General features: G+C 66.1%; 16 protein-coding genes and 1 CRISPR repeat array (1 of these 17 running past the window's edge). Of the genes, 6 read left to right on the top strand and 10 right to left on the bottom strand.

The genetic code is table 11. The features are described 5' to 3' along the window. Positions 1 to 312: 312 nt before the first annotated feature. Together ACH4ZA_RS25710 and ACH4ZA_RS25705 are read right to left on the bottom strand one after the other, a co-directional pair. On the bottom strand, positions 313 to 1,779 hold the full coding sequence (locus ACH4ZA_RS25710; RefSeq protein WP_398431820.1) for a hypothetical protein: 1,467 nt from the start codon (positions 1,777 to 1,779) through the stop codon (positions 313 to 315). Next, complete coding sequence (locus ACH4ZA_RS25705; protein ID WP_398431819.1) at positions 1,776 to 6,821, bottom strand: hypothetical protein; 5,046 nt, start codon at positions 6,819 to 6,821, stop codon at positions 1,776 to 1,778. Before ACH4ZA_RS25705 ends, ACH4ZA_RS25710 begins: the two co-directional genes overlap by 4 nt. Before the next feature lie 143 nt (positions 6,822 to 6,964). Here ACH4ZA_RS25705 and ACH4ZA_RS25700 point away from each other — a divergent pair, with 143 nt between their 5' ends. From ACH4ZA_RS25700 to ACH4ZA_RS25680, 5 genes are all read left to right on the top strand, one after another. Beyond that, positions 6,965 to 7,726: a hypothetical protein gene (locus ACH4ZA_RS25700; RefSeq protein ID WP_398431818.1), complete on the top strand. Its 762-nt coding sequence runs from the start codon at positions 6,965 to 6,967 to the stop codon at positions 7,724 to 7,726. Positions 7,727 to 7,984: 258 nt separating this feature from the next. Next, positions 7,985 to 8,946 (top strand): IS5 family transposase gene (locus tag ACH4ZA_RS25695; protein WP_398431817.1). Its coding sequence is split into 2 segments (ribosomal slippage): positions 7,985 to 8,426 and positions 8,426 to 8,946, totalling 963 coding nucleotides; the frame shifts between segments, so codons are not numbered across the junction. Positions 8,947 to 10,116: 1,170 nt separating this feature from the next. Continuing rightward, positions 10,117 to 10,332, top strand: coding sequence for a hypothetical protein (locus tag ACH4ZA_RS25690; protein ID WP_398431816.1), 216 nt, complete (start codon positions 10,117 to 10,119; stop codon positions 10,330 to 10,332). Next, positions 10,329 to 11,216, top strand: a complete 888-nt coding sequence (locus ACH4ZA_RS25685) for an XRE family transcriptional regulator (protein WP_398431815.1) — start codon at positions 10,329 to 10,331, stop codon at positions 11,214 to 11,216. Before ACH4ZA_RS25690 ends, ACH4ZA_RS25685 begins: the two co-directional genes overlap by 4 nt. A 12-nt stretch (positions 11,217 to 11,228) precedes the next feature. Beyond that, entirely contained in the window at positions 11,229 to 12,023 is a 795-nt protein-coding gene (locus ACH4ZA_RS25680) for a hypothetical protein (protein WP_398431814.1), read from the top strand. Positions 12,024 to 13,286: 1,263 nt separating this feature from the next. Here the strand turns inward: ACH4ZA_RS25680 and ACH4ZA_RS25675 are convergent. From ACH4ZA_RS25675 to ACH4ZA_RS25665, 3 genes are all read right to left on the bottom strand, one after another. Next, positions 13,287 to 13,451, bottom strand: a complete 165-nt coding sequence (locus tag ACH4ZA_RS25675; RefSeq protein WP_398431813.1) for a hypothetical protein — start codon at positions 13,449 to 13,451, stop codon at positions 13,287 to 13,289. A gap of 516 nt (positions 13,452 to 13,967) precedes the next feature. Next, entirely contained in the window at positions 13,968 to 14,696 is a 729-nt protein-coding gene (locus tag ACH4ZA_RS25670) for a helix-turn-helix domain-containing protein (RefSeq protein WP_398431812.1), read from the bottom strand. Continuing rightward, a complete protein-coding gene (locus ACH4ZA_RS25665; RefSeq protein ID WP_398431811.1) occupies positions 14,693 to 15,058 on the bottom strand; it encodes a hypothetical protein in 366 nt (121 codons plus the stop codon). The genes ACH4ZA_RS25670 and ACH4ZA_RS25665 overlap by 4 nt, the downstream gene beginning before the upstream one ends. Before the next feature lie 1,094 nt (positions 15,059 to 16,152). On the opposite strand from ACH4ZA_RS25665, the gene ACH4ZA_RS25660 reads away from it, so the two are divergent. After that, positions 16,153 to 16,275: a hypothetical protein gene (locus tag ACH4ZA_RS25660; protein WP_398431810.1), complete on the top strand. Its 123-nt coding sequence runs from the start codon at positions 16,153 to 16,155 to the stop codon at positions 16,273 to 16,275. A gap of 408 nt (positions 16,276 to 16,683) precedes the next feature. Here ACH4ZA_RS25660 and ACH4ZA_RS25655 read toward each other — a convergent pair whose 3' ends face one another. The 5 genes from ACH4ZA_RS25655 to ACH4ZA_RS25635 are packed head-to-tail and all read right to left on the bottom strand — an operon-like array spanning position 16,684 to position 22,254. Further along, the gene (locus ACH4ZA_RS25655; RefSeq protein WP_398431809.1) at positions 16,684 to 17,127 is read right to left on the bottom strand and encodes a hypothetical protein; all 444 of its coding nucleotides are present in this window, start codon (positions 17,125 to 17,127) and stop codon (positions 16,684 to 16,686) included. A gap of 47 nt (positions 17,128 to 17,174) precedes the next feature. Beyond that, entirely contained in the window at positions 17,175 to 18,209 is a 1,035-nt protein-coding gene (locus ACH4ZA_RS25650; protein WP_398431808.1) for a hypothetical protein, read from the bottom strand. Beyond that, entirely contained in the window at positions 18,206 to 20,197 is a 1,992-nt protein-coding gene (locus tag ACH4ZA_RS25645; protein WP_398431807.1) for a hypothetical protein, read from the bottom strand. Before ACH4ZA_RS25645 ends, ACH4ZA_RS25650 begins: the two co-directional genes overlap by 4 nt. Next, on the bottom strand, positions 20,194 to 20,949 hold the full coding sequence (locus tag ACH4ZA_RS25640; RefSeq protein ID WP_398431806.1) for a toll/interleukin-1 receptor domain-containing protein: 756 nt from the start codon (positions 20,947 to 20,949) through the stop codon (positions 20,194 to 20,196). Before ACH4ZA_RS25640 ends, ACH4ZA_RS25645 begins: the two co-directional genes overlap by 4 nt. Before the next feature lie 12 nt (positions 20,950 to 20,961). Continuing rightward, positions 20,962 to 22,254 (bottom strand): helix-turn-helix domain-containing protein, encoded by a 1,293-nt coding sequence (locus ACH4ZA_RS25635; protein WP_398431805.1) that lies wholly within the window; start codon positions 22,252 to 22,254, stop codon positions 20,962 to 20,964. Between the two features lie 493 nt (positions 22,255 to 22,747). Beyond that, positions 22,748 to 23,115: direct repeats of the CRISPR family, unit length 29 nt; unit sequence GGGACCATCCCCGCGGGTGCGGGGAGCAG (it continues 2,111 nt past the right edge of the window).

Genomic DNA, 23,115 nt, shown 5'->3' with positions numbered 1-23,115 from the left:
TCCAGGTGCCCTTGTGCGGATGCGGGTCGACAGAAGGAGTGCGAAAGCTAAAACTCCCAGACCGCGCGTACTCGGCTTCTGTCGAGCCCGGGGGCGGTTCCCACACTGTGTGCTCGGAAGGCAACGACAGGGCTGAGATGGCTCGTCTACGCCTCCATGGCTGCTCGGTTCGCCAGGGTTCCAGTCCCTGCGCAACGCCGCGGTTGTACAACAGCCGCGCGGCTGCGGACACATGTCTCAAGCGCGGCTGAGAAGCCGCCCGCTGCGGAGTGCGGGTCGGCAACCATAACGGCTGTTCCACTGGTGGCATGCTCATGGTGCGACCCATAGCGGTCCGACGTCCTCAGTGGCCTCCGGTTGCCGTTGCGGGTCATCCCACATGACGGCCAGCCCGCGCATCGCTGCTCCGTGCGGTTCGCGGTCGCCAGCGTTCAAAGCATGCCGACGAGCCTCGGATAGCCGCAACGGAAGATCCGCCAGGTCATTCTCATTTGCGAGTTGCTGCACGGTGGAGCGCAGGTTGGCGGCCGCCTGACGCGGCCAGATAACGACCGGCACGCCGCGCCGCAGAGCCGTGTCCATTTCGTCCCGCTGAGGTGGCGCGTCCAGGCAGAGAACCGCCAGTTGGCGATCCCTTCCCAGGACGTCGTCGAGCATGGGGGCCTCGCCGGGCTGCTCGTCCTCAGGAAGAAATCGGATCTTGCTGTGGCTGGTATGGCTGTTCAGGTGAGCCCATCGCGAGTGCCATTCGCGATGCCAGGACCGATTGCGCAGTCGTTCCAGGCTGCGGACGAACACGGTGTGGCGGCCTCCCAGAGGAACGCTCGACCCGTTTTGTACGGTGAACTGCTCCACTGGCAGGTGCAGTAGTTCGAAGGGGACCACGCACTCCACCATCAGCGGATGGTCAAGCCTTAGCTCCTGCTCTGCCAGTTCCACCACCTGGCACACGGCGTCTTGCACCTCTCGGCTTGTCACTATGCGATCCCGGCCCCGCCGCGGGGACCAGGCACGTACGTCGCTTTGAATCCAGTAGGACAAGACGTAGACGTCGCGCTCGAGCACATCGGGGCCCAACTGGATGATCACGCCGCCGGTGAGGGGCGGGGCCTGGTTCGTGTCCGTGAATGCCCGTGCTTGGTCGAGTTCCTCCTGCAAGTCCCAGTCGTGGGCCCAGGTACGTGCCCACCGTAAACAGTCGTCCGCAGCCGGGGAGTGTGCCTCAGGCTGGTGCAACTCCTCTGCCAGCCGGACCAAAAACAACAACGCTGGCGGCAAGCCTGCGGGCGTGGCATTGATTCCGGTGAGATAGATCAGCGCGTCCCACGGGGTCTGACAACGCTCGGGTAGGTCTGTCAGCCGGCCCTCCGTGGCTGCCCGGCAAAGGACGTGCAGGCGCTGCGGGGGTAGCTGTGTGAGTCTCGCACGCATCAACGGCCAGTCGGCATCAGGGTAGAACTGTCTGGCCTGCCACTCATCTGCGACGCTGCGCATGCGTTCGGTCTGATCCGGTGAGGCTCCCAGGCGAGGCAGTGCGTCGGCCAGGGCAACCAGTCCAAACGGCCTTCTCACGCATGTGTCGATAACGCGCCCGGCCAGCCGCGTACCGTCGTGGGCATCGGGGGCGGGAATCGACTGGCCCAGGAAGTGCTCGACGGTGCCGAGCCACAGCTTCGAGCGGCTACCTGCGGACTCGGCGATTTCGGCAAGGAGGCGCACGGCTTCCTCTGCCAGAGGATCTGGGTGCGAGGCGAGGGGATGTTGCGTCGACGGGCTCATACGGCCTCCCTGCCATAGCCGGGATCGTCGTTACCTGCGAGAACGTATGAGCCGATGCGGTCTTGAAGGTCCGCTTTCACCCTCTGCAGGACTTCCCGTGCGGCGGGGTCTTGGAACTCTGGATCACTGAGCAGGTGCGTGACGTCTACCGCGATGTCACGCAACCGGCTGGTGTCCGGTGCCCACGGAGCCGGCTCCCACTTGGTGATGATGTTGAACGAGGCATCCCTCAGCAGGGGATCGCTGCTGAGGTCGAACAGCAGGCTCTGCCAGTCGCCAAGCAGGCCCAGTGCAATTCGCCGGGCGCGTTCGAGGCTGGCTGGCAGGTCGGTGGGCAGTTCCAGCAGGGTGTGCTTTGCCTCGTTGGCCCGTCGATGGCTCTGAGGGTCCTGCCGGTTGAGTAGCAACCGCCCCAGGTACCCCAGCGCGGCCACAGCATTGTCAGCGCAGGTGCGTTGCAGTATGCCGTGCCGTGAGTTGGCATGGAGCAGGACGGTTTCCCGGATTGTCTGTGACTTCACAGCGTTCAGTACGAAGTCGTACTCCTCGATGATTCCACCGAAGGCGACAGCCCCCGCGAACTCCGACACAGCCGGTCCATCGTTCGGATCGGGACGGCACTGCTGGAAATTGTGCAGAGCCTGCTCTGAGAGATTCAGCCGTGGAAGTTCCTCGGCCGCGCAGAGGAGGAAGTCCGTTCCGCTCATGAGGCGTACTGCTGTGGCATGAGCTGCTCGGTCAGACCGCTCGAGCAGTTTGGCCAAGTCACGGCTGTCCGTGGCTGCTGCACTCCAGGCCGCCAGCCAGGGCCAGCGCATGGCTGGCGTTACCCTCCTGGCCTGCAAAATCAGGCTTGCCTCGTCTGCGAGTTCGGCTCGTAATGCCGGCGCGGGACGTCCCAGCGCGTCGATGAGAGCTGATAGCGCATCGAGTTGCGCTACGGGCATCTCGCTGTGGGCGCACTGCATCAGCGCTCGAATCAGGTTAGAGGCCAACCCCAGATCGGCCGTCGCGATCTGTTCGACGAAAGCCCCAGCCGCCAGCAGTCGCAAAGGAGAGGACTGGGCGTCAACTCGCAGCAGTACTTCCCGCGGCGACACGGAGCACTGCGTCAAGAGTCGGTGGGCCGCTGCGAGAGCAGCAAGATCATCTGGGCCGGTGAAGATCTGCAAGAGGGTGTCAGTGTCGACGGCGGCTGTCAGGAGAGTCGCCACCTCGGTATCCGCTTGTTGTAGTTCTAGGCGATGGCGCGCAGCTCGGGCGATCATCTCAGGCCAGCCGTCCCTGCCGACCAGCCCTGGCGCGAAGCGATGATGCAGCAGCACGTCCAACGTGTCCTGGTAGGCCAAGGAGCTCAAAATGGCGAATCGCTCCTCGTTCAAGTACCCCACCATCTGGGTGTCCGAGGTGCGTCGCAGCTCTCTTACGACGTCCTGCAACCGTTTCGTGCACACCTGCAGATACCGCTGATCCAGTGCCGGACTCGGCCTGAGCCCGAGCATTTTCACAGCGTGGTAGGCCTCGCGAGTTACCGACCACGAGTGTTCAGCAGTCACGTGCTCCCAGGCAAATCCGGCAAAGGCTGTTACCCGAGCGCGGCCCGCGGCACGAAACGCCGCTTCTTTGAGGCCTGGTGGCGATGTGTCGTGTAACGCGACATCCAACGCAAAGCCGAACTCCCGATCCAGCTCATCTTGGCGGGACGAAGCTTCACGCCGAGCCTCGCCCAGAAAGCGCAATGCCGCCTGTCGAGCCTCAAGGGGTGCTGCCGCCGAACAGACGGTTCTCCTCAACAACTGCCATGCCTGTGGCGTCGCCAGCTCGGCCAGAGCCTCTGCGGACTCCTGCCAGGCGGTGGGGCCGGCGAAATGGGTCTCGAGCACCTTTTTTTGATGGGAAAGGAAGGAGCTCAGCACATGTGGGGGTGGACGATGCGCGTGGCGGAGCAACCAGGCCGCGTACGCCGGCCGGGCCTGCCGTACGGTCGCAAAAACCTCGGCAGTCACCTCATGGGCGACCCCTGGAAGGCCCAGCAGGATTCGTACCGGCTCCTGCCAGCGAAACGCCAAAACTCTGCGTCGGCGCATTCTGGATGAACATGAGGCCAGTTCCCTTGCCGCGAAGTACTCTTGAAAGAGCTGATGAAGAAAACCTACCCTACCGCCTTCACGCCAGAGCATCTCCGAGCTGAAAATCTCTTTGAAGATCTCTTCGGTGTCGCTCTCTCTTTGCCTGAGTAGCCAGGCGCTAAGTCGGTCCCATGACACTTCAGACATGAGACCCTCGACCATGAAACTGGCAATTTTCCCTAAAAGGGCCGCCTTGTCGGCAGCGTCATACCGGAGTTCATTTGATTTTTCGGTTTCGTCTTCAAGGCGCCCGCTGAGATACCACTTGGTGAATCTGGTGAGCAATTCACCCACTGATTCAGGAAGGGCACCCGTCGAGTTGTACCACTCGACTGTCATGTTCAAAAACAGTGGTGTGCAGGCAAGTTCCTCGATCCTGGGGTCGGCTGTGTTATGAAACAGCCATTCGATCAAAGGCAGTGGCGGATGGCCATCGCGTGAGGTCGGGTTCTGCCGAGACCGGTCTTCAATATAGGAGCAGGCCTGCGCCTTAGTCACCTTGCACAGTGTGAGCCTGTCAAGATTCAGTGCGCGGGCCGGAGATCCACTCGATCGGTGGCATAGCAGGAAAGGCGTGCGGGGATAATAGTGACGCAAACGACCCAGCCAGGCGATCACCGTATCGCGTTCCACGGGTGTGAGTTCGTTTAGGCCATCGACTGTTACGTGCAGACCGCCCACACTCAGCAGACTTTCGCACACGGTCAAGGACATCGTCTGTCCATACGGGGAGGCGCCCTGGAGAACCCGGGCGCAGGCGCGTCTGTCCTGCTCTGTGAAGACGCGCAGGTGAACTGGCAATACCGCGGCACTGACCAGGACAGGGAGCCGCACTGAAGCCTTGACAGGTCCGGATGCCTCGTTGAGAACGGCTAGCGCGTGCAGATGGGCAAGTTGCTGCGCGAGCGTTGTCTTGCCAGTGCCGGCATCGCCCAGCACGACCACGGCAGAGGCTCTGGCGGCGAGCGTGAGGGCGTCGTCCTCCGCGATATCGGGTCTGGCGGCGGACGTAGAGTCTCTGGTGTGCCTCTCATACGTCCCGCGTAGCCGTATGGTGGCCTGTACCGTGCGGTCAGACTGTCGTGAACTGGCTTGCCGTGCCTGGTCAATACAGACGGTTTGGACCGCTCGCACTCGCGCGAGATCGATCGTCTCCTCAAGCCCGTCGGATGTCGTTCCTGCGGTGCCTGCCGAATCGAAAGCTCGCAAGGCGGCTGCAAAAAGGAGCAGGCCTTCTTCTTGCTCAACTGGCACTAGGGGAAGTAACTTCTGCAGCAGCAGATGAAGTTCCTTCGGCTGCCAATATTGAAACATCGCTTCGGGTGCGGTCGGTCTAAGGAACTCGCCAGCCACGCCAGACGCTGCAACAGCGGCCGCAGCCGTGTGCGCGTCATGCATCTTTGTTGACCACTTGAGAGTTCGGCAAGCGGCCAGCGTCAGCTGGCAAAGGTACTCTTTCCACCACGGCTGCCCACCGGTACTTGGATGCCGTCTCCGTGCAGAATCGCGAATTGTGAACAGCAGGTGGTAGGCCGCGCGAAACGCTGGAGTGGTCTCATGACATGCCCATTCCGCTGCCGCTGCAGCATCGAGGGCAGGGCACCGGGAGATCAAACCCAGCACTCGGCACAAGCGCAGTAGTTCCTTATGCGAGAGGCGGGGCGCGATTACGTCGCGTAATAGTCCAAACTCTAGCCAGGCGTAATCACTCGCCAAAGGGTGAAACTTTTCCGCTTCTGCATAGTCGATCAAAAAGGGATCGTTTTCGACGAACAATGCATTGCGTGGATTCAGATCGCCATGCACCAAAGAGCCGATCCAGCGGGGGAAGCTACCGTGGAGCACGTCGTCCAGGTGGCCCAAAGGGTGCCCCACGGGCTGCCCTCCTAGGCTTACCTCATTGTCAGTCCACTGCAGGTCTTCCTGTAGTAATTCCTTAAGTAAATTCCACTGCAAATTGGAGCGAGTGCCGACGATGCGCCCATGAACGCGCTGTGAGCCGGTGTAGTTTGACAGGCGAAGCGACTCGTCGTGCTCTGCGGCCAGCCGCACCTGGACTGTGACGTCTTGGACCGCGGTCCCTTCCAGCACCTCGCGGGATCCCCGATGCACTACCTTGAGATCTTTGAGATGGAGTTTGACGGTCGAGCCTACGGCAAACTCACCCGCGGTGGCCTCGATCCACTCAATGTCTACCGCGGCATTCCTGACCTTGGCTCCTGTAACGCGCGGATCGTCAGGACTCCATGACACTTCACGGCGGTAGCGCAGACTTCCCTCCAGGGCATTGTCTACCTCCACAACCAACGCTGGCCCCAACCGAGGCCCGAAAAAGCCTAAAGTGACAGCACTCTGGCTCGTGTCAGGTCGGGCCTCCCGATGAATGACATTCCCCATCCGATCCAGGAGCTTGCTTGTGCATGCGATAGCCGTTGCCGCGTCCTCGTCCGAACCTTCCAAGGCCCGGATGGCCAGTTGCTCAAGGGTGTACACCGGCGCATCAGGCATCCCGGCGCGCTCTCGAACATGCTGATAGAAGACGGCTCCGCGTTCGCCCAGCGGGAGCGTGCCGTCCAAAACCCCTCGTGTGACAGCCTTGACAGGGGTGCAGCAACCGAGCTCAAGCCTGCTGAAGTGCTCTTTGAATCGCCGCCAGTCCTCCTTCACCCTGTCCGGCCAGTCAATCTTTGCAACCTGTTGGACGCCCTGGTCGTCGCCACCGTCACGTTTGAGCGCCACCTCGAGCACCTCGGCGCCTGTTCGTGACCCCGAGACTCGTCGCAGCACGGTGATCCTGTCCACTGGATCCTCCCACTGGCTGTCGCCGCCGTCACGGTCCGCACCGAGTACTTCCTCGATCTCCTCTTTGCCCTTGGTGTCGATGTTGCAGTCCGGCGCGAAGTCAACATGCATGCCCGCTCCCCCCGAAAGCGTCAAGCTCCGGTACGTCTCCCACCGTCCGACGGCTCATCGTATGAGCCAACATCGCCGGAAGTTGGACAGTTCGTGACTCATCACCGGCCATCTCGGTATTCTTACCAAGGGGGGTGATCCACGTGCTCGAATCGCTCGTGGTGTCAGGAGCTGTTGCCTTTCTTGGCTGGATCGCTGCAATAATCTGGCGCAACCGGGGACAGATCGCTCTCCTCCTCGCATCTGTCCGGCCCTTCCGTGAGGTCCGGGTCTCCGTCGCCGTCCTCCTGCAGGTACAAGACGACGACGGATACGTACTTGCCCACTCTCCGCTGCGCCCCAACTCCTGCGGCCCCTTCGGGGGTGCTGTGAAGTTCCTGCCCTCCGCGATCCCGCAGCTCAGAGCCGCAAAGTTTCGAGAAGAGGTCCGCTCGCATAGCAGGATGCGCCACGATCTACGCGGCTTCCTCCCCATGACCGCTCTACCGCGGTTCGCTCGATGGCTGTCCTGCCAGGAGGATCGCGAGACTGCTCGGGAGGCACTCAGGCGCGAGCTCACCGAAGAGTTGGGGGAGGCCGGCCACCCCGAGCTGGCTACTGGCATAGCGGCTGTCGACTTCCGGTGGGTACGCAAGGTAGTAGACGGGCCAAAGAAAGCACCTGGGCACCCCTACCGCCAAATCCGGTTCTTCGAAGTTTTCGAGTTGGACTTGACCATCGCTGCAGCACGGACCTTGCACGACGCCCTCGTGGCGCTAGCGCGAGACCCGGGCGAAGCCCTCATCATCTGCGCGGGCAGAGAGGACATCGTCCATGGCCGCATCGGAGCGCTCTATGTAGCACCCCAGTCGGCCTTCCTGATCGGGGATCGAAGGCTTCACGCAGACCTTCCCGCTCCACGCTGACATAACGTCCCACCTCTGGCGCCAGTTGACCGACGGCTCTTCGTTGGCGGGCTGCCGGACGACAAGGGGCACTACCTGCGTCCCCATTTTCCCCCGTGTTGCGAGGGATCCGTTGCTCAGTGCGGACCATACGCTGGAGCATCGCCCTCCCGCGGCGGCCCGGAGTCTAGGGCCCTGGGTCGGTACGGCCGTCGTCTGCGTCTAGGTACTGTCCGGCGGATCATGTGACTTTCCGATCGGCCGCTCGTTGGTTCGGCCATGGGGCGGGGGGATCTGACGAATCGCGAGTGGTCGCTTGTGGAGCCGCATCTGCCGCTTTCCGGCAGGCGGGGAGGCCGGTGGAACGATCACCGCACCGTGCTCAACGGGATCCTGTTCCGGATCCGCACTGGCGTCCCGTGGCGTGACCTGCCGGGACGCTACGGCACCTGGAAAACCGTCTATGAACGGCATCGCCGCTGGTCAGCGGACGGCACCTGGGATCGGATCCTGCAGGCGGTCCAGGCGGTCCAGGCGGTCCAGGCGGTCCAGGCGGTCCAGGCGGTCCAGGCGGTCCAGGCGGTCCAGGCGGTCCAGGCGGTCCAGGCGGACGCCGACCTGGCCGGCCGGATCGACTGGGGCATGGTCGGTGTCGACTCGACCTCCTGCAGGGCCCACCAGCACGCGGCCGGAGCCCGCAAGGCCACACCGCGGGTTCCGAAAGAAGGACGACGCCCCGGCACCACCGCCCCGATGAAGGGCTCGGACGGTCTCGGGGCGGGCTGACCTGCAAGATCCACCTTGCCGGGGAAGGTGGCTGCCGCCCGATGGCTCTCCTGATCACTCCGGGCCAGTGGGGCGACGCCCCGCAGATGATCGAGGTCCTGGGCCGGATCCGGGTTCCCCGCCCGCTGGGCGGACGGCCGCGGATCCGCCCCGACCACGTCAGCGGCGACAAGGCATATAGCTCCCGCCGAAACCGCCGCTACCTACGGCGACGCGACATCAGGCACACCATCCCGGAACCGAAGGACCAACGCGCCAATCGTCGACGCGAAGGCAGCGCGGGCGGAAGACCCACCGGCTTCGACCCTGACCGCTACCGGCGCCGCAACGAGGTCGAGCGGACCATCAACCGACTCAAGAACTCCCGCGCTGTCGCGACCCGTTACGACAAGCGAGCCTATGTCTTTCACGGCACCGTCACCGCAGCAGCAGTTCGCCTCTGGCTCAAGCCGTGAAATACCGGGGCCGACCTCTCAGAATCCTGGGACGGGGATGAGGCTCGGCCACCACGGGGGCACGCCGCTGGGGCACGGAGGAGTGGCGGCGCCCTCCCAGAAGATCGAGATGACGCACCAGTCAGCACCGAGGAGCGTCACCGCGAGGGCAACGGCACGGAGAAGGGGACGGTTCCCAAGAAGGGCGCCCACCGCTACCCAGACCAGCAGCAGGACCGTCCAGAGACCCGGGATGAACAGCCAAAGCAGGAAACCGCTGTTGGCCGCGTTGTTCACCCCCACGCCACAGGCGGTCCACGACCTGCCCAGAAGCATGGCAGCGGATACCGCGAGAAGAAGCGCCACCGCCGCCCCGAGGCCGCCATGCAGCCGTCGACTCCCCACAGGCCCCCCGTTCGCCGTCCGCTGCGGGAAGCACGGATCCTCACCGCTCATCACTGCTGCATCCACTCAGTCCCCGGCACTGACCAACAGGGAACGGACACCCCTGGATCCTAGTAATCACATGATCCGTCGGACAGGCCCTAGTGGGGTGCAGGCCCCCCACGTGATCGTTCATGGACCGCTGGGTGAAGGCAGAGGAGTAATGAAGCTCACCCCCAGAACGGCGGCGGAACCAACGGGTGCATCCCGGAAGCAGACAAAGGCACCGGGTGCGCGCGTTCGCCGCGGAACATCCTGCGGCTGTTGGATGGTCCTGCGAGGCTGCCATGTCGTGCAGGGCTCTTCTCGCTGGGGACCAGGACGCTTTCGGTGTGCCGGCGGGGCCGCTGGCGCAGGCGTGCGGGTTACGTGAGCCTCGCGGCGGGGGAGTTGGCCGTGCGGCCCCCCCTTGGTGGTGTTCAGCACAGGGGGCCGCACGGGCTTCCCATGCGGGAGTGCGGCGTCGAGTGGCGCCTCGGTCTCCATGATGGGGCATGTGCCTCGGTGTGTGCGCAGAAGTGACGTTTCCCCCTCAAAGGGTTGAATTTTTTCGTCGGCCAATTCCGGGGGCGGGGTGGCGGCGGGTAGCGCACCGTGGCGTCCGGCGTCATTGTTCCGTAACTCCATGATCACGTGGCGTGATGAGTGATGGAGGGGCGATGCTGACCTTCCCTCACCTGGCGGCGCTTCAGCACCGCCGCCAGCAAAGGGAGTTGGCGTATAACCGCTCACAGAAAACCGAGTGCGATGTCGAGTAAGAAGGTGGTGACCGTCGCCGTCCTGGCGACGGTCCTCACGTGGAGCACAGTGATGACCGTGCTCGGGCATGTCGCCGCCGTGGCAGCCGTGCTCCCGTCCCTAGGCCTGCTCGTCCAGCAGCTCGTCCAGGCCCTGACCGACGGCGGCAGCCCCCTCGCCGCCCCCGGCCCGGGCCCGGACGGCGCCGAGGAGCCGCCCCGATGATCTGGACTCCCGATGCAGACCAGCCGCCCCCACCCGATACCGGCGGCAGGCGGGGCCGCAAGCCTGCCCCGATCGTCAGGACCGCCGGGCCCTCTCACCGAGCCTGGCTCGAGCCGGTCCGCAACTTCGTCTTCTCCAGCGGCCTGACCCTGAGCGACCTGGTCGACCGCTCCGGCTACTCCAAGACCCGCATCAGCGAACTCCTCCGCGGCAACGGCTACTACCCCGCCTGGGAAATCACCTTCAGCGTGATCCGCGCCCTGGGCCTGCCGGTGCCCCCGGTACGCCGGCTGTGGACAGCTGCGGCCCGCGAAGCACACAAACAACCAGGCTGGATCGAGCAGTGCATCCAGCAGGTCGCACTCCAGCCGGAGACCCCGCCCCTGGCCCACCAGGCATTCACCGAAGCCATGCGCGCCCCCTACACCGAATACGCGCGCGCCTTCCTCCTCACCGACCACCGCGCCCACTGGGTCGTAGCCGAAACCTTCGACATCCTCTGGCTGTGCTGGAGCCACGCCGCCACCAGCCCCGACATCCGCCGCTACGCCTGGAGCCTGCTGCGCTCACGCGTCATGGCCCGCGCCTACCACCGCGACGGCCGCCCCGACCTGCGCGCCGCCGTCTTCTCCACCCAAGAAAGCCACCAGGGCGAACCCGACCAGTTCCTCGTGCGCACCGAACTGGTCGACCTCTTCGACGCGATCGCCCAACTGCCCGACGACCAGATGGACGTCGCGGTGCTCCACCACCTGTGTGGCGTACGCCTCGATGAGATCCCCTACATCGTCGGCCTGAGCCCGGCCATCACCCACGCCGTCGACCACCACGCCCGCGCCGCACTCGAAGACCTCCTCCGCCCGACAGCCAGCCACCAGGAGTGAACCCTCCTCGCCATGACCGCCATCGACGCCCTCCTCGCCCGCGCACGCCTGCACCCCGACCCCGCCGTCCCCGACGACACCATCCCCTACGAAGACTGCGCCTACCCCAGCCTCGACCACGACACGACCCCGCCGACCGCCACCGACGACAGAACACCAGACGCCACCGCCGCCCGCCGCCTGCACACCCTGTGCCAGGCCGTCGTCACCGTCCTCTGCCCCGGAGACCTCGAGTTCCTGACCGATCAGCTCCCCGAACCCGACGGCGCCTGGCTATTGGGCTGCGCCCTCAACATCGCCGGCGTCGAACAGGGAGCCCGCTTTTGGTGGCAATACGCCGCCGGCGCCGGACACACCACAGCCGCCTACTGCCTGTCCCTGCACCACGACGCCCGCGGCGAGACCCACGCCGCCGGCTTCTGGTACGACCAGAGCGGCCTGGACGACGCCGAAGACGGCGACACCATCCCCGTCGTCGGGTCCCACCCGCCCTACGACGACTGCCACTTCGACGCCTCCGTCCCCACCGTCCTACGCATACTCAGCAACCTTCACACACCGGACCCGCACCGTCCCTCCCGCCGCGCCAACGTCATCACCACCTACGTCGCCAACGCCGTTACCCGCGGCTACGCACGCCATCCCGGTGTGGAGATCCCCGTGCCCGGACCACGCTTCGCAGACCGCGTCACCTACATCCTCACCGCCACCCCACCCGCCACCCGCCGACCACCCAAGAAGCCCCAACCGACCCTGCCCAGCCGACCGGAACGGGTGCCCGACCAGCGACTGCGAAGAGGACGGTGAGCGCCGTCGCCATGCCAACCGCCGCGCCCGCGCGGGCGATCTCCAGCGGGTCGTGGCCGGCGGCCCGGGCGGCGGTAGCGAACCCCCAACGCAGAGAGTGCTCGGACCAGTCACCGGAAAGGCGGGCCGCGAGAGCCGGCCGCTCCCGAGATCTCAGCGAAGGGATCATCTCCGCGAGTGCGGGGAGCAGGCTGCCCTCATGGACGAGAAGATCCGAAGAGCACGGTGTGCTCGCGCACCCAGGGGGTGGGGCTATGCCCGCGGGTGCGGGGAGCAGCGCGCCCTGGACAACGGTGCCATGAGCATCGCGGGACCATCCCCGCAGGTGCGGGGAGCACGGTTTCACCGGCGGCGCCGTCGTGATGACCGCGGGACCATCCCCGCGGGTGCGGGAGCAGGACACGATCGCCGGCAAGGCCGACGCGTTCATGGGGCCATCCCCGCGCGTGCGGGGAGCAGAGACGCAGGCGCACCTCCTCGACCACGCGCTGGGGATCATCCCCGCGGGTGCGGGTAGCAGACGCGGGCCGACGACGGACCGCTCTCCGCTCCGGACCACCCCGGCGAGTGTGGGGAGCAGCGATGCGACACCTCCCGCGTTCAGGAGCTCGAGGGACCATCCCGCGGGTGCGTGGAGCAGATTACCGGGATCGCCTGGTTTGGGTCGTAGTCGGGACCATCCCCGCGGGGGTGCGGGGGAGTACCCCATGTACTTGGACGGCTCGGACCCTCCGCTGGGGCCATCCCCGCGGGTGCAGGGATCAGGACGGCGTCCACATCATCCACGACCTGGACTTGGGACCATCCCTGCGGTGCGGGGAGCAGGACACGGTCGTGGTCCACCCGAACTGGGAGCTGGGACCATCCCCGCGGGTGCGGGGAGTAGAGGGACAGGTCAGGATCGTCAGCCGGCGTCACGGGACCATTCCCGCGGGTGTGGGAAGCAGGTCGACTTCCACGCGATGCGCCGGCTGACCTCAGGACCATCCCCGCGGGTGTGGGGAGCAGTGCTCGGACAGGATCGTCACCGTGCCTGGGAGGGGACCATCCCCGTGGGCGGCTTTGTACGCGATAGTGATGCCGTTTCGATGTGAGATTGGGAGTCGCATGTTTGTGCGGGTTGCTGATGTATGTGACTTCGGGAGTCATACGCTGCTCTGAGCGGATGCCGCCATCGCGGGCCTGTCTCGTCGTTCGCAAGGGACGGGGTTGGGGGACGCTCAGTGCCCCGCCCCTTCGCCTTGAGACCGCGGTCGGTGCCTCCTACTGGTAGCAGGGAGTCCCGCACAGCACGGTCGCTGTGCCGTGGTCGCTGGCCGCGGTGGAGGCGGTGATCTGGGTGGTGGTCGTGGGGGTGTTGCTGGTTTCCCAAGGCATGGGTGCGGCCATGGCCTGGGAGGCAAGGGAGGTGAAGGCTGCGGTGGCCACGAACACTGCGGCAATTGCCCGCTTGCGCAGACGCACCTGACCCGCCTCCTGACCTCGATCCTGCTGCAGTTCGCCGTACGCGGCAGACGCGGCAGACGCGGCAGACGCGGCAGCCGCCCGCCGAACGCGCCCAGATCGTACGGGCCCTGGCCGAGGTCCGGGAATCGGACACGTCCGCCCGCGAGGGCTACCTGTGGCACCAGGCCACCGACGCGCTGTTCCTGTGGGACCAGGTGGTGGCTGCGGCCGGCCGGCATGCGGCGGCCGCCGTCAAGGGCCACCTCGACGGCGACGGGTCAGGCTGCCCACCGCATCACTCAGGCGCGGGAGCTCCTGCACGAGTGGCACGGCGAGCGCGCAGAGTATCGGGCTCGGACGGCCGGAACTCCCGCCAGACCCAGTTCCCGTTGTCCACCTGGGCGACCAGGACGCGGTCCTCTTCGTCCGCGTCGTCAGTGGCCTACTCCCGTGCACTCGTCGTGCCTCGCTGACCGCGAGCAGCAGAGTGTTGGCCTTCTACGCGGCCTTGACCATCGTCACTCTGGTCTGGGTGTCCGAGACCAGGCGCTTGCGTTCTTCGAGGGCCTGGGTGGCGCGTAGCCTGGTCAGCTCCCTGGCGGCGTCCAGCTCTGTCACTCCGAACACCCTTGCCCACATTGAGTACCACGGGTCGCGGCGGCGCAGGGGGACGTCGCACGCGTTGAGGAAGGCGTCGAACTGGATGAGCGTGTAGGGCAGGGTCTGGCGGGTGACGATCCTGTGGGCGGTGCTGTGCGGCAGGATGCCCAAGCCGCCGGCGCGACGCTCCATGGTCTTCATCGAGGGGGCACCGGACCGCTCATACAAGTCGACGAGGACAGCTGCCAGGTCGGCCTCCGAACGCACCAGTGCGAGCACTGGAGGCTCGGGGCGGCGCGGCATCGTCTTCTGCCTCTGTTCGTACCGGGCCTGGCGCCAGAGGTCCTTCGCCTTCTTCATGGCCCGGTCCAGCTCGATGTCCGTCTCGCGCAGCTGGCTCGTGGCGCGCACGAAGGCGGTAACGACCGGCCAGGTCGGGACGATCATGCCGCCCGCCGCGGCGCGCTGAAGGGTATGGCGGCTGAACTCCTCGGCTTGCTCGGCGACTTCCTCGTACGTCCAGTTGCCCAGGCTTCGGCGCCTCCGGAGGAATGCGGCCAGCTGTGCGTTCGCCTTGAGCTCCCGGTTGATCGGCTTTTCGGGGCGCCCCACCCGTGCCGACTTCACTGTGTGGCTCCGAGCATCGCGCGCAGAACCTTCAGGAGGCGCTTGCCCGACCGGCCGTGGGAGAACGTGATGGTGGCGGCTCCGATGAGGCCAGCCCCCAGCAGCAGCTGAAGGATGGCCAGCAACGCCATGCCTGTGTAGGCGAGGGTCGCAGCCGTCAGGACGAGAACGATGATGACGGATGCTTCGGCGGGTCCGAACCGGTGGGATGTCTCGGGCTCTAGCGCAGAGGCCGCCTCAACCACCGTCTTGTTCCGCTGGGAATCTCGGGACATGATGCCTCTTCCATGCGTGCCGCCCGGCGAATCCGTAAAAACGCCGGACGGCTTGTTCGCTACTGGGTCCAACTGGCTGATCACCACGGATGGTTGGCGCCACCCGCAAACTGGTTCTCGGCCTGCTGTTCATAAGCATGGCAGGGAGAAGTCCTTCGGTCTCACCCGGAAGGCCCAACAGGACGGCATTGGTGCAGGGTCATCCACGCTCAGACCGGGCCCCTCACAGCACACCCGTGCGCCTGTGATAAGGGCACATAGCGCCTGGTCAGAGGGGCGCGATCAAGGATTTTCAGACCTTCGTTTGCGACTAGCCGAGACGATTGGGCGTTTTCATCCCACTAGCGTTTGCGTACGGGCTCCCACAGTTGCGATGCTCGCCGTACGGCTGACACCGCCAACACACACGGGGTGTCGCCCATGCCTCTTCGCTACTGGGTCCAACCACAGCTGAACTGAGGCAACCGCGGGTCATGTTGGCGCATGCCTGCAAGAAGGGGTCGATCCCGGCTACGGGACCGGCCCCTCTTCTTTTGCCGTACACCCTCACCGCGAAGGGTCGGACCGCTGACCCGAGACGCGACGAAGCCGGACCGTACGCGACCGGGGGGTTGCGCTGAGATCTTCTGGCCGCTCCTCGGCGGGGTAGCGGGGCGACGTCGATCTTGTCGCGCTTGGTTGCCATCGAGGCGGCCTGCTTCTCCGTGCGGGAGACGTCGGTGCCGTCCACCATCGCGGCTCTGCGGTTGAAGGCGTCGCGCAGTTCGTCGGGGACGCCCCTGGGGTCATCCCCGCGGGTGCGGGGAGCAGGTGGAGACGGCCAATGGTCGCGACTATGGGACGGGACCATCCACGCTGGTGCGGGGAGCAGTGCGCGACAGCCCGGCACTCCCCGGGGATGTCGGGATCATCCCCGCGGGTGCGAGGAAGCAGGACGCCAAGGTGTCGGCCAGTGCCCAGGAAGCGGGACCATCCCCGCGGGTGCGGGGAGCAGCGGGACCCGTCCGACGGCTGGATGCGGTACGGGGGACCATCCCCGCGGGTGCGGGGAGCAGCGGGACCCGTCCGACGGCTGGATGCGGTACGGGGGACCATCCCCGCGGGTGCGGGAAGCAGGTGGGCTTGCCGTCGTAGCCGAACACGACCGGTGGATCATCCCTGCGGGTGCGGGGAGCAGTGTCGTGCAACTGCAGGGGAGAGGCCGCTTCACCTTCTCCACCAGCACGCCAGGCATGCAGTCGCCGACCGTCATCCTGACCGGCGCCGGGGTCCTGGCTGCCCTTGGCATCGCCGGCGACCGCTGAACCGGGCACCGCTTCGTCGGCCGCAGCGCCCGCGAAGCCCAACCCGCTGCACCGTGCAGCACGGGGTGTGCAGCAACGTGTGCTGCACACCCCGCCCCTGGGCCACGGGGCACCACTCTGGCCGACCCCGTCCTGGTCCTCAGTCCCAACCTCCCCGGCCCCCGGCTCGGATCCGGGAGTCCCGGGAGGTTGGACCCTCGAACGCCCGCGTCGGGGGAGGCCGGCACGGTGCAGGCGGACGCCCCGTTCAACGTCGGAACACCACAGCGTCGGCGGAGAGGACGGCTGGGAAGACATGGGCCTGGTCACGCGTCGTCCGTCGGCGTGTTGAACCCAGGGGCCATCACCCGTGCGCATGCGGAGAGCAGGTCATAAAGCCGCGGGATAAGGCGGGCGGCCAGGGGCCATTCAGTTTTGTGGTGGGTCGGGGTGGTGAGCGTGGATGGTGAGTCTGGTGATCCGGCCAGATTGGATGACCGGGCCGTGTTGTACCCCGCCGTTGATGTTGTTGTGCACGGCGTCCGGCCGTGCCGCTTCGCTCTGGAGGTGCTGCAACGACGTGAGCAGTTCGCGCAGTTCAGCGCTGGAGACGACGTGGGCCTGCAGTAGGTGTCGCAGGAATGCGTCCCACTGTTCGACAGTGGATCGGGCCCCGTGCGGACGATCCGTGGACGAGGAGGCGAGGAGCCGGGCCCGCGCGGTGTCCAGTTCGGTGATCGTGGAGTTGTCTGGATCGTTGCGTGAGAGGAACCGCCGCATGAGTTCGCGGGCGTGCGTCCAGGAATCGGTGACCATGAGCGAGACCAGGGTGGTTGCTCCTGACGCGGTCAATGCGGCCCACTCGCTGTCCACGGTTCTCCTCCAAGTAGATATGGGGCTCCGGATTTCGGCCGTCTGTGTCAGCTGAGGTGCTCCGGCTCGTCCGGATCGTTGTCCGCGTGGGCGGTGAAGTCGGCTGGTGGGTCGTAGCGGCGCAGCAGTTCATCGGCTGTCTCGTGTCTGTCCTGCGTTCTGATGATGTCGGCGATCTGCTTGGTGAGCATTGCCCGTCGGTCATCTTCGCTAGTGAAGCCCATGCCGGTGAGGAAGGCATCGAAGTGGTCAGAGGCTGTTGGTTCTCGTTCGACCGGCGTGCGGGGCCCGCCGGAGGTGGGGATGAGGTCCTGAAGCCGCTCAGGTATGTCGGTGTCGTTGGCTGCGGAGGTGAGCTGGGCCAGGAGACCGAGGTCTGCCACGGTCTTCTCTATGTGGTTGTCGTTCTTGGCCAGCCACCAGACCACCGCGCTGCCGGTGTCCTTGAGTACGTCGCCGCCCAGGTACTCACGCTTGCTCTGTTCGTATGTGCGCTGGTGTTCCCAGACAGCCTTGTCCTTGCGGACTGCAGCGAGTTTGGTCAGCCGTTCCTGGTCGGGCTCGTGCAGAGCGAGCGTGATGTTCTCCGCCATGACTTGGATGTGTCCGGAGGGGTCCGGACGCATTCTGCTGAGGGCACCGCTCAGTTCGTGCTGGACGAGTGAGGCCCGGCCGGGCTCGCGTTGCTCGGTGAGGTTGCGGGCGCGGTCCAGCACCGCTTCCACGGCGAGGCCTGCCGGGTTGAGGACGGGCTCACCGCTGTGGGATTCGAGGGGATGCCATCGCACGGTGGCGGAGAACACGAAGTCGTAGTCGTCCCATTTGCTGGGCAGCGCGACGTGGCTGACGTGATGTTCCCTGCGCTCAATCGGGGCAGCGGGGAGGAAGTTGGCGAAGTCGGCTGGCAGAGACCCGCGGCGCATCGCGGCGATCTTGAAGGCTGCCGCGGGAGCGCCGACGACAATCAGGGCCAGGGCGGCCCACGCCCATGCGGGCCACTCCTGCACCAGGCCGAGGATGGTCAGCAGCAGGGCACACAGGACGGTGAGGAAAACGGTCGTCGTCGTGCGGCCGGTGGTCATTGTGGAGTCCCCTTGGCAGGTGCGGGCGGAGTCGGTGCGGCCGGCGGGTGCAGGCCCTGGGCCGTGGAGATCTTCTGAAGCAGACGTTCGGTGATTGCGGCGCCGGATGCCCGACCGCCGGGTGAGGCGGGTTCTGCGGCTCGAGCAGCCGAGTACAGCGCCGCGAGGGTGCTGCCGTCGCGGCCCGCGCCATCGACCAGCAGAGCGAGCATCCGGTCGCGATGGCCGTCGGTGATACCGGCCGTGTGCAGCCATCGCACGGCGTACGGCTGCCATTGAGGCTGCGGCAGTCGGGCGAGCGCCTGTGCCCAGCCTGCTACCACGCAGTCCCGCACCGCCCTCTCGTCGATGAGCGGACGCAGTGCGCCTGCGGAGTCCGTGAGCGCCAGCGGGTCACAGATCCGCAGGAAGAGGTGGGCGTCGGCGGCCGGTGCGGACGAATGACGGGTGAGGCGGTCGAGCAGGAGGCGGCGAAGGCGGGCACTGCTCTGCGCAAGGCGGCACAAGGCATCGAGAGCAGGGGTGGCGCCGCGTTCCCGGCGGGCCAGGTGATGCAGGCGGGTCACCGCCTGGTCGGGGTGCGTGGGGGCGATCACGTCGGTGCAGGCACGCAGAAGTACATGCGCGAGGTTCCCCGTCAACTGCTTGCCCTTACACCAGGAGTACACGATCATCCGCAGGCTTCGGCCGTAGCGCGGGTGCTGGAGGCCGCAGGCCAGCGTGTCCACGGCGGCCTCCAGCCGGACACGGCTCGCGGGGGCAGCGCTCCACTCCTCCGCCAGGGACGCCAGATCGTTTCCCCGGCCGGTACGCAAGAACTGGTCGGCGAGCCGGCTCACCAGTCTTCCACGCAGATCCGAATCGACATGAGGATCATCCAGCTCCGTGCTCTGAACGACCCAGATACTGAACGGCTGACGCAGGTCAGGCATGTGGTCCCAGAAGTGGGCGCGGACCGCGGCGTCATAGTCCAGCCTGTCGAACCGCACGCGACCGTCCGGCCCGGCTGCTGCACCGATCTCCTTCAAGCGCTCGGCCAGGTCTTTGCCTTCGAGAAGAGGCACATCATTCCGCGGCGTATCGAGGATCTCGAGCAGGAGTGCGGCACCGCGGTGGATGACGTCGGCATGCGCGCCGTGCAGCATGGCGGTGGCGAACAGCAGCGCCCGCTGTTCAGCGGCGCACTGCGTCGCGACGAGGTCGGCGACATCCGTGCGCCACTGTGTGCGTGCCTTGCGGGACTGCTTGCACCAAGCGGCGAAGCCGTCACCCGGCGACGCCGCACGGGCTCGGCGCACACGGTCGGCGAAGTGCGCGATCTCCTCCATCGGCGGCTGCTCTGACAGGAATTCATCCAGATCCAGGGCAGGAAGCCGGTACTCCTCGTACGGTATCCGGTGGAGCCGCAGATGCCGCCGGAAGACATCCAAGGCCGGCGGACGCCTGATATCGGCCCGGTAAGGCTGGAGATGTGCTTCCAAGGCACCGTCATGTGGCATGACAACTACCAGATGCGCCTGCTGCTCCTGCACAGCCTTGCGCAGCGCAGACAAGTCCCTGCGGGTCTGAGCCCACTGAGAGACATCCGCCTCGGCAAGGTTCAGCAGCAGCCGGTCACCGACGCCGACCAGACCCGGATCGGTGAGGGCCCCCTCCTCCTCTCCGGGTAGTAGCTCGCGGAAGATACCGGCGCTCTGATCAACCTCATACAGCAGGACGCACGCAGCCGCGCTCCTGCCACTACCAGGATCGCCATGCAGGATCACCGTCCCGCTGCCCTCGAGTACACGGCGTGCCATGCCCATCCCGGCCGGGTCGACGAACTGCTGCCGCAGAAGGCGGAGCTGGTCATCTGCGATACGGCGCGGACTTCGGCCGGGCGTCTCCTGGTCCCCACGGTTTACATGGACGGTGTAGTTGAGGTTGCCCGAGCCGGCGTGCACCGGCCCGCCGTCCTGCTCGACGCGCGTGGTGAACGTATCGCTCACCGCTCATTGTCCTTGCGCCGGCTCGGGGCGCCGAACCGGTGGCGGATGTCACCGCGGTGATCGCCCTGGATGTTCGTCATGCCGTCGCCCGAGTAGTGACGGTCACCAGAGTCATGGCGTGAGTTCTGGTAGATGTCCCCCCGGCCGGAATGCACGGGCCCGGTCGACCCTTTGATCACGGTGTTGCCGACGTCTCCGGTGAAGTCCCGGCTCTGCACGGCCGTTCCACTCACGGCGCCGGCCGAATTGGACACCGAGCCGGGATCAGGCGCCGGTACCTCGGCGTGCTCGAGGTCGTACAACTCGGGAACCAGATCGGCCACCAGGTCGCCCAGGCGCTTCAGGTCCGCTTCCGCGTTCTGTGTGTCCAGCCGCACGGACTGCAGGTCGGACAGCCTTGCCAGCTCATCCGGCAGACGCTCAGCGCTCAGCCGTTCTGTCCTCCTGCCTGCGAGGACAGGCACCACCGGCACTCCGCAGTCGAACGCTTCCACAATTTCCTTGCGGACCCAGTCCTCCGGGTCGTGCAGCCTGGACTGGAAGTTGAGCCAGTCGGCCCCGACGACCACCAGCACCAGTGCGCTGCGGCGTACACCCGCCAGGAGGGCATCCGGATAGCTGCAACCTGGAGGGATGGACCGCGAGGCGCGAAAAGCCCGATCCTTGCCGAAACGGTTGGTGAGCTCGTTGTCGATCAGGGCAGCAATGTCATTGCCGTCCCCTGTCCGGTAGTTGATGAACACCTCAGGCATACCAGGTTCCTCTCAGGAGACAGGCAGACGGGACAGCACCGCCAGACGCGGCTCCAGCCGACGCACCAGAGCGTGGCCGGAATACCGGGCCAGGACGCGGGAGAGCCGACGAAGATCGATCGCCACGGTCGCAGACCGGACCGCTACCACCCCATCGAGCAGCGGCTCCACCAAGGCACAGGCACGATCGATCTCGCCGTCCGAGGCATAAGCCAGAGCCCGTCGTACGCCGTAGCGCACCTGCGTGCGCACCGCACCAGGCGAGACCAGCGCAAGTTGGCGGTCCAACTCCTCAGCCGCCTGCCGCACCTGGCCGAGATCGACCAGACACCAACCGGTGATCATGCCGACCGAGTCAGGCAGATGCATACTGCCGATCACCGGAACATCACCCTCACCGTCCTGGTGGGCCAGCAGACCCCGGGCCCGGTCCAGAGCATCCATGCACGCGTCACCATCGCCGGCAAGAGCGTGCCCCTGCGCCTCCCGCTGCGCGGCAAGACCCCGGATCCGCGGCGGAAGCACGCCACTCTTCGCCCGACGCGCCAGAGCAACCGTCTGCTCGGCATCGTCTTGATACAGCGTGACCAGAGCGCGACGGACCAGCGCATACCCGGCCAGGGCCTGATCACCACCAGCTGCCGCAAGATCCACCGCACGCTGCGTCCACCACAGCGCAGCCTGTTCGTCCCCCGTCTCCTGCACCAGCCAGCCCACATACTCGGCATACCGGGAGCCCAACGCCAGCAAATCCAGGCGAGTACGCGAATCCACATGCGCGGACAACTCCCGCAGCGTATGGGTCTGCGCTATCAGCCCCGGCAGCAGGAAACCGGGCTCAACGCTCTGACCGAGCCGCCGGTAGTGCGCGAACATCGAACGGGACGCCTCCAGCATCCCTGCGCCCCCGGCCGGCGACACACGTCCCTTGCCGCCCGTACGCCAGCCCATCAACGAACCTGCCCCGGCACTCACAACCTGCCGGCGACCCACAGGCTGAAAACTGCTCGAACCATCCGGTGACAGCTGCATCACCCATTCCTCCTCACCGCCCCCGTACGGAGCCGGACCCTTCGGCACGTCAGTAACGGGCGAAGTGACCAAAGCGATCAGCGATCCGCCAGCTTGGAGCGCGGCGTCGCATAATCGAGCCAGATCACGGCTGGGCGCCTTGATGCCTCGTTCGACCTTGCTCAACTGCGCCTTGCTGTAATGCACGACGGCTGCGAGCGCTGTGAGACTCCACCCGGCGCCCAACCGCCGCTTTCTCAACTCTTCACCGAACACGCAGGACGGCTGTGGCATGGAAACCCCCAGAACCGTCCATCCAGGCGCAAGAGCCTGCCGCACGAAAGAGTGCGGCACTCACGACTGGACGGACAAGGCAAACAGCGCTGTTTCCCGTTTCCTCTCCGTACACGGAACGCGCTACTCGCGACGAGAGGAACCCGCCAGAGCGACGACCGTCCGATCGGCATAGACAGCAAGACCACGAAGTACCTTCGCTACGCGCTCGAGCACTGCGTTCAGCGCCACGCACAGGAAACGCTCGGGCCGGCGTCGACAGCGAAGATCATCCCCTCCCGCGCGTGCGGGGAGCAGCCGGACCACCTGTCGCGGCTCTACAGCGTGAGGGGACCATCCCCGCGGGTGCGGGGAGCAGAGGGACACGTCCGACGGCTGGACGCGGTACGGGGGACCATCCTTGCGGGTGCGGGTGCGGGTGCGGGTGCGGGTGCGGGTGCGGGTGCGGGTGCGGGAGCAGTTGAGCGAGGAGGCCGAGCGCGTCGACTTCGAGGGAACCATCCCCGCGAGTGCGGGGAGCAGAAGTCGATCGCCGCGCCGACGAGATCGACGGCGGGACCATCCCCGCGGGTGCGGGGAGCAGTCGGGGTCGGCGTCCCAGATGTTTCGGAGGTTGGGACCATCCCCGCAGGTGCGGGGAGCAGGAGCGATTGCACGCCGAGCACGCCGGGTTCAAGGGACCATCCCCGCGGGTGCGGGGAGCAGTTGGGCTGGACGGTGATGCTGGTGTGGGTGCTGGGACCATCCCCGCGGGTGCGGGGAGCAGATCGACCTCTCCATCCACGACGACCTCGGATCGGGACCATCCCCGCGGGTGCGGGGAGCAGACGCCTGACGTGCACGCAATTGCACGCGTACCGG

Origin of the sequence: Streptomyces sp. NPDC020597 (assembly GCF_044335095.1) — a bacterium.
Taxonomy (GTDB): domain Bacteria; phylum Actinomycetota; class Actinomycetes; order Streptomycetales; family Streptomycetaceae; genus Streptomyces.
Note: the sequence above shows the minus strand (reverse complement) of the source record. Positions and strands in the feature narration are given on the sequence as shown.

Excerpts from the sequence above, each read along its gene's own strand:
- ACH4ZA_RS25710 (WP_398431820.1), bottom strand. The coding sequence starts at position 1,779 with ATGAGCCCGTCGACGCAACATCCCCTCGCCTCGCACCCAGATCCTCTG.
- ACH4ZA_RS25705 (WP_398431819.1), bottom strand. The coding sequence starts at position 6,821 with ATGCATGTTGACTTCGCGCCGGACTGCAACATCGACACCAAGGGCAAA.
- ACH4ZA_RS25690 (WP_398431816.1), top strand. The coding sequence starts at position 10,117 with ATGTCGAGTAAGAAGGTGGTGACCGTCGCCGTCCTGGCGACGGTCCTC.
- ACH4ZA_RS25685 (WP_398431815.1), top strand. The coding sequence starts at position 10,329 with ATGATCTGGACTCCCGATGCAGACCAGCCGCCCCCACCCGATACCGGC.
- ACH4ZA_RS25680 (WP_398431814.1), top strand. The coding sequence starts at position 11,229 with ATGACCGCCATCGACGCCCTCCTCGCCCGCGCACGCCTGCACCCCGAC.
- ACH4ZA_RS25650 (WP_398431808.1), bottom strand. The coding sequence starts at position 18,209 with ATGACCACCGGCCGCACGACGACGACCGTTTTCCTCACCGTCCTGTGT.
- ACH4ZA_RS25640 (WP_398431806.1), bottom strand. The coding sequence starts at position 20,949 with ATGCCTGAGGTGTTCATCAACTACCGGACAGGGGACGGCAATGACATT.
- ACH4ZA_RS25635 (WP_398431805.1), bottom strand. The coding sequence starts at position 22,254 with ATGCCACAGCCGTCCTGCGTGTTCGGTGAAGAGTTGAGAAAGCGGCGG.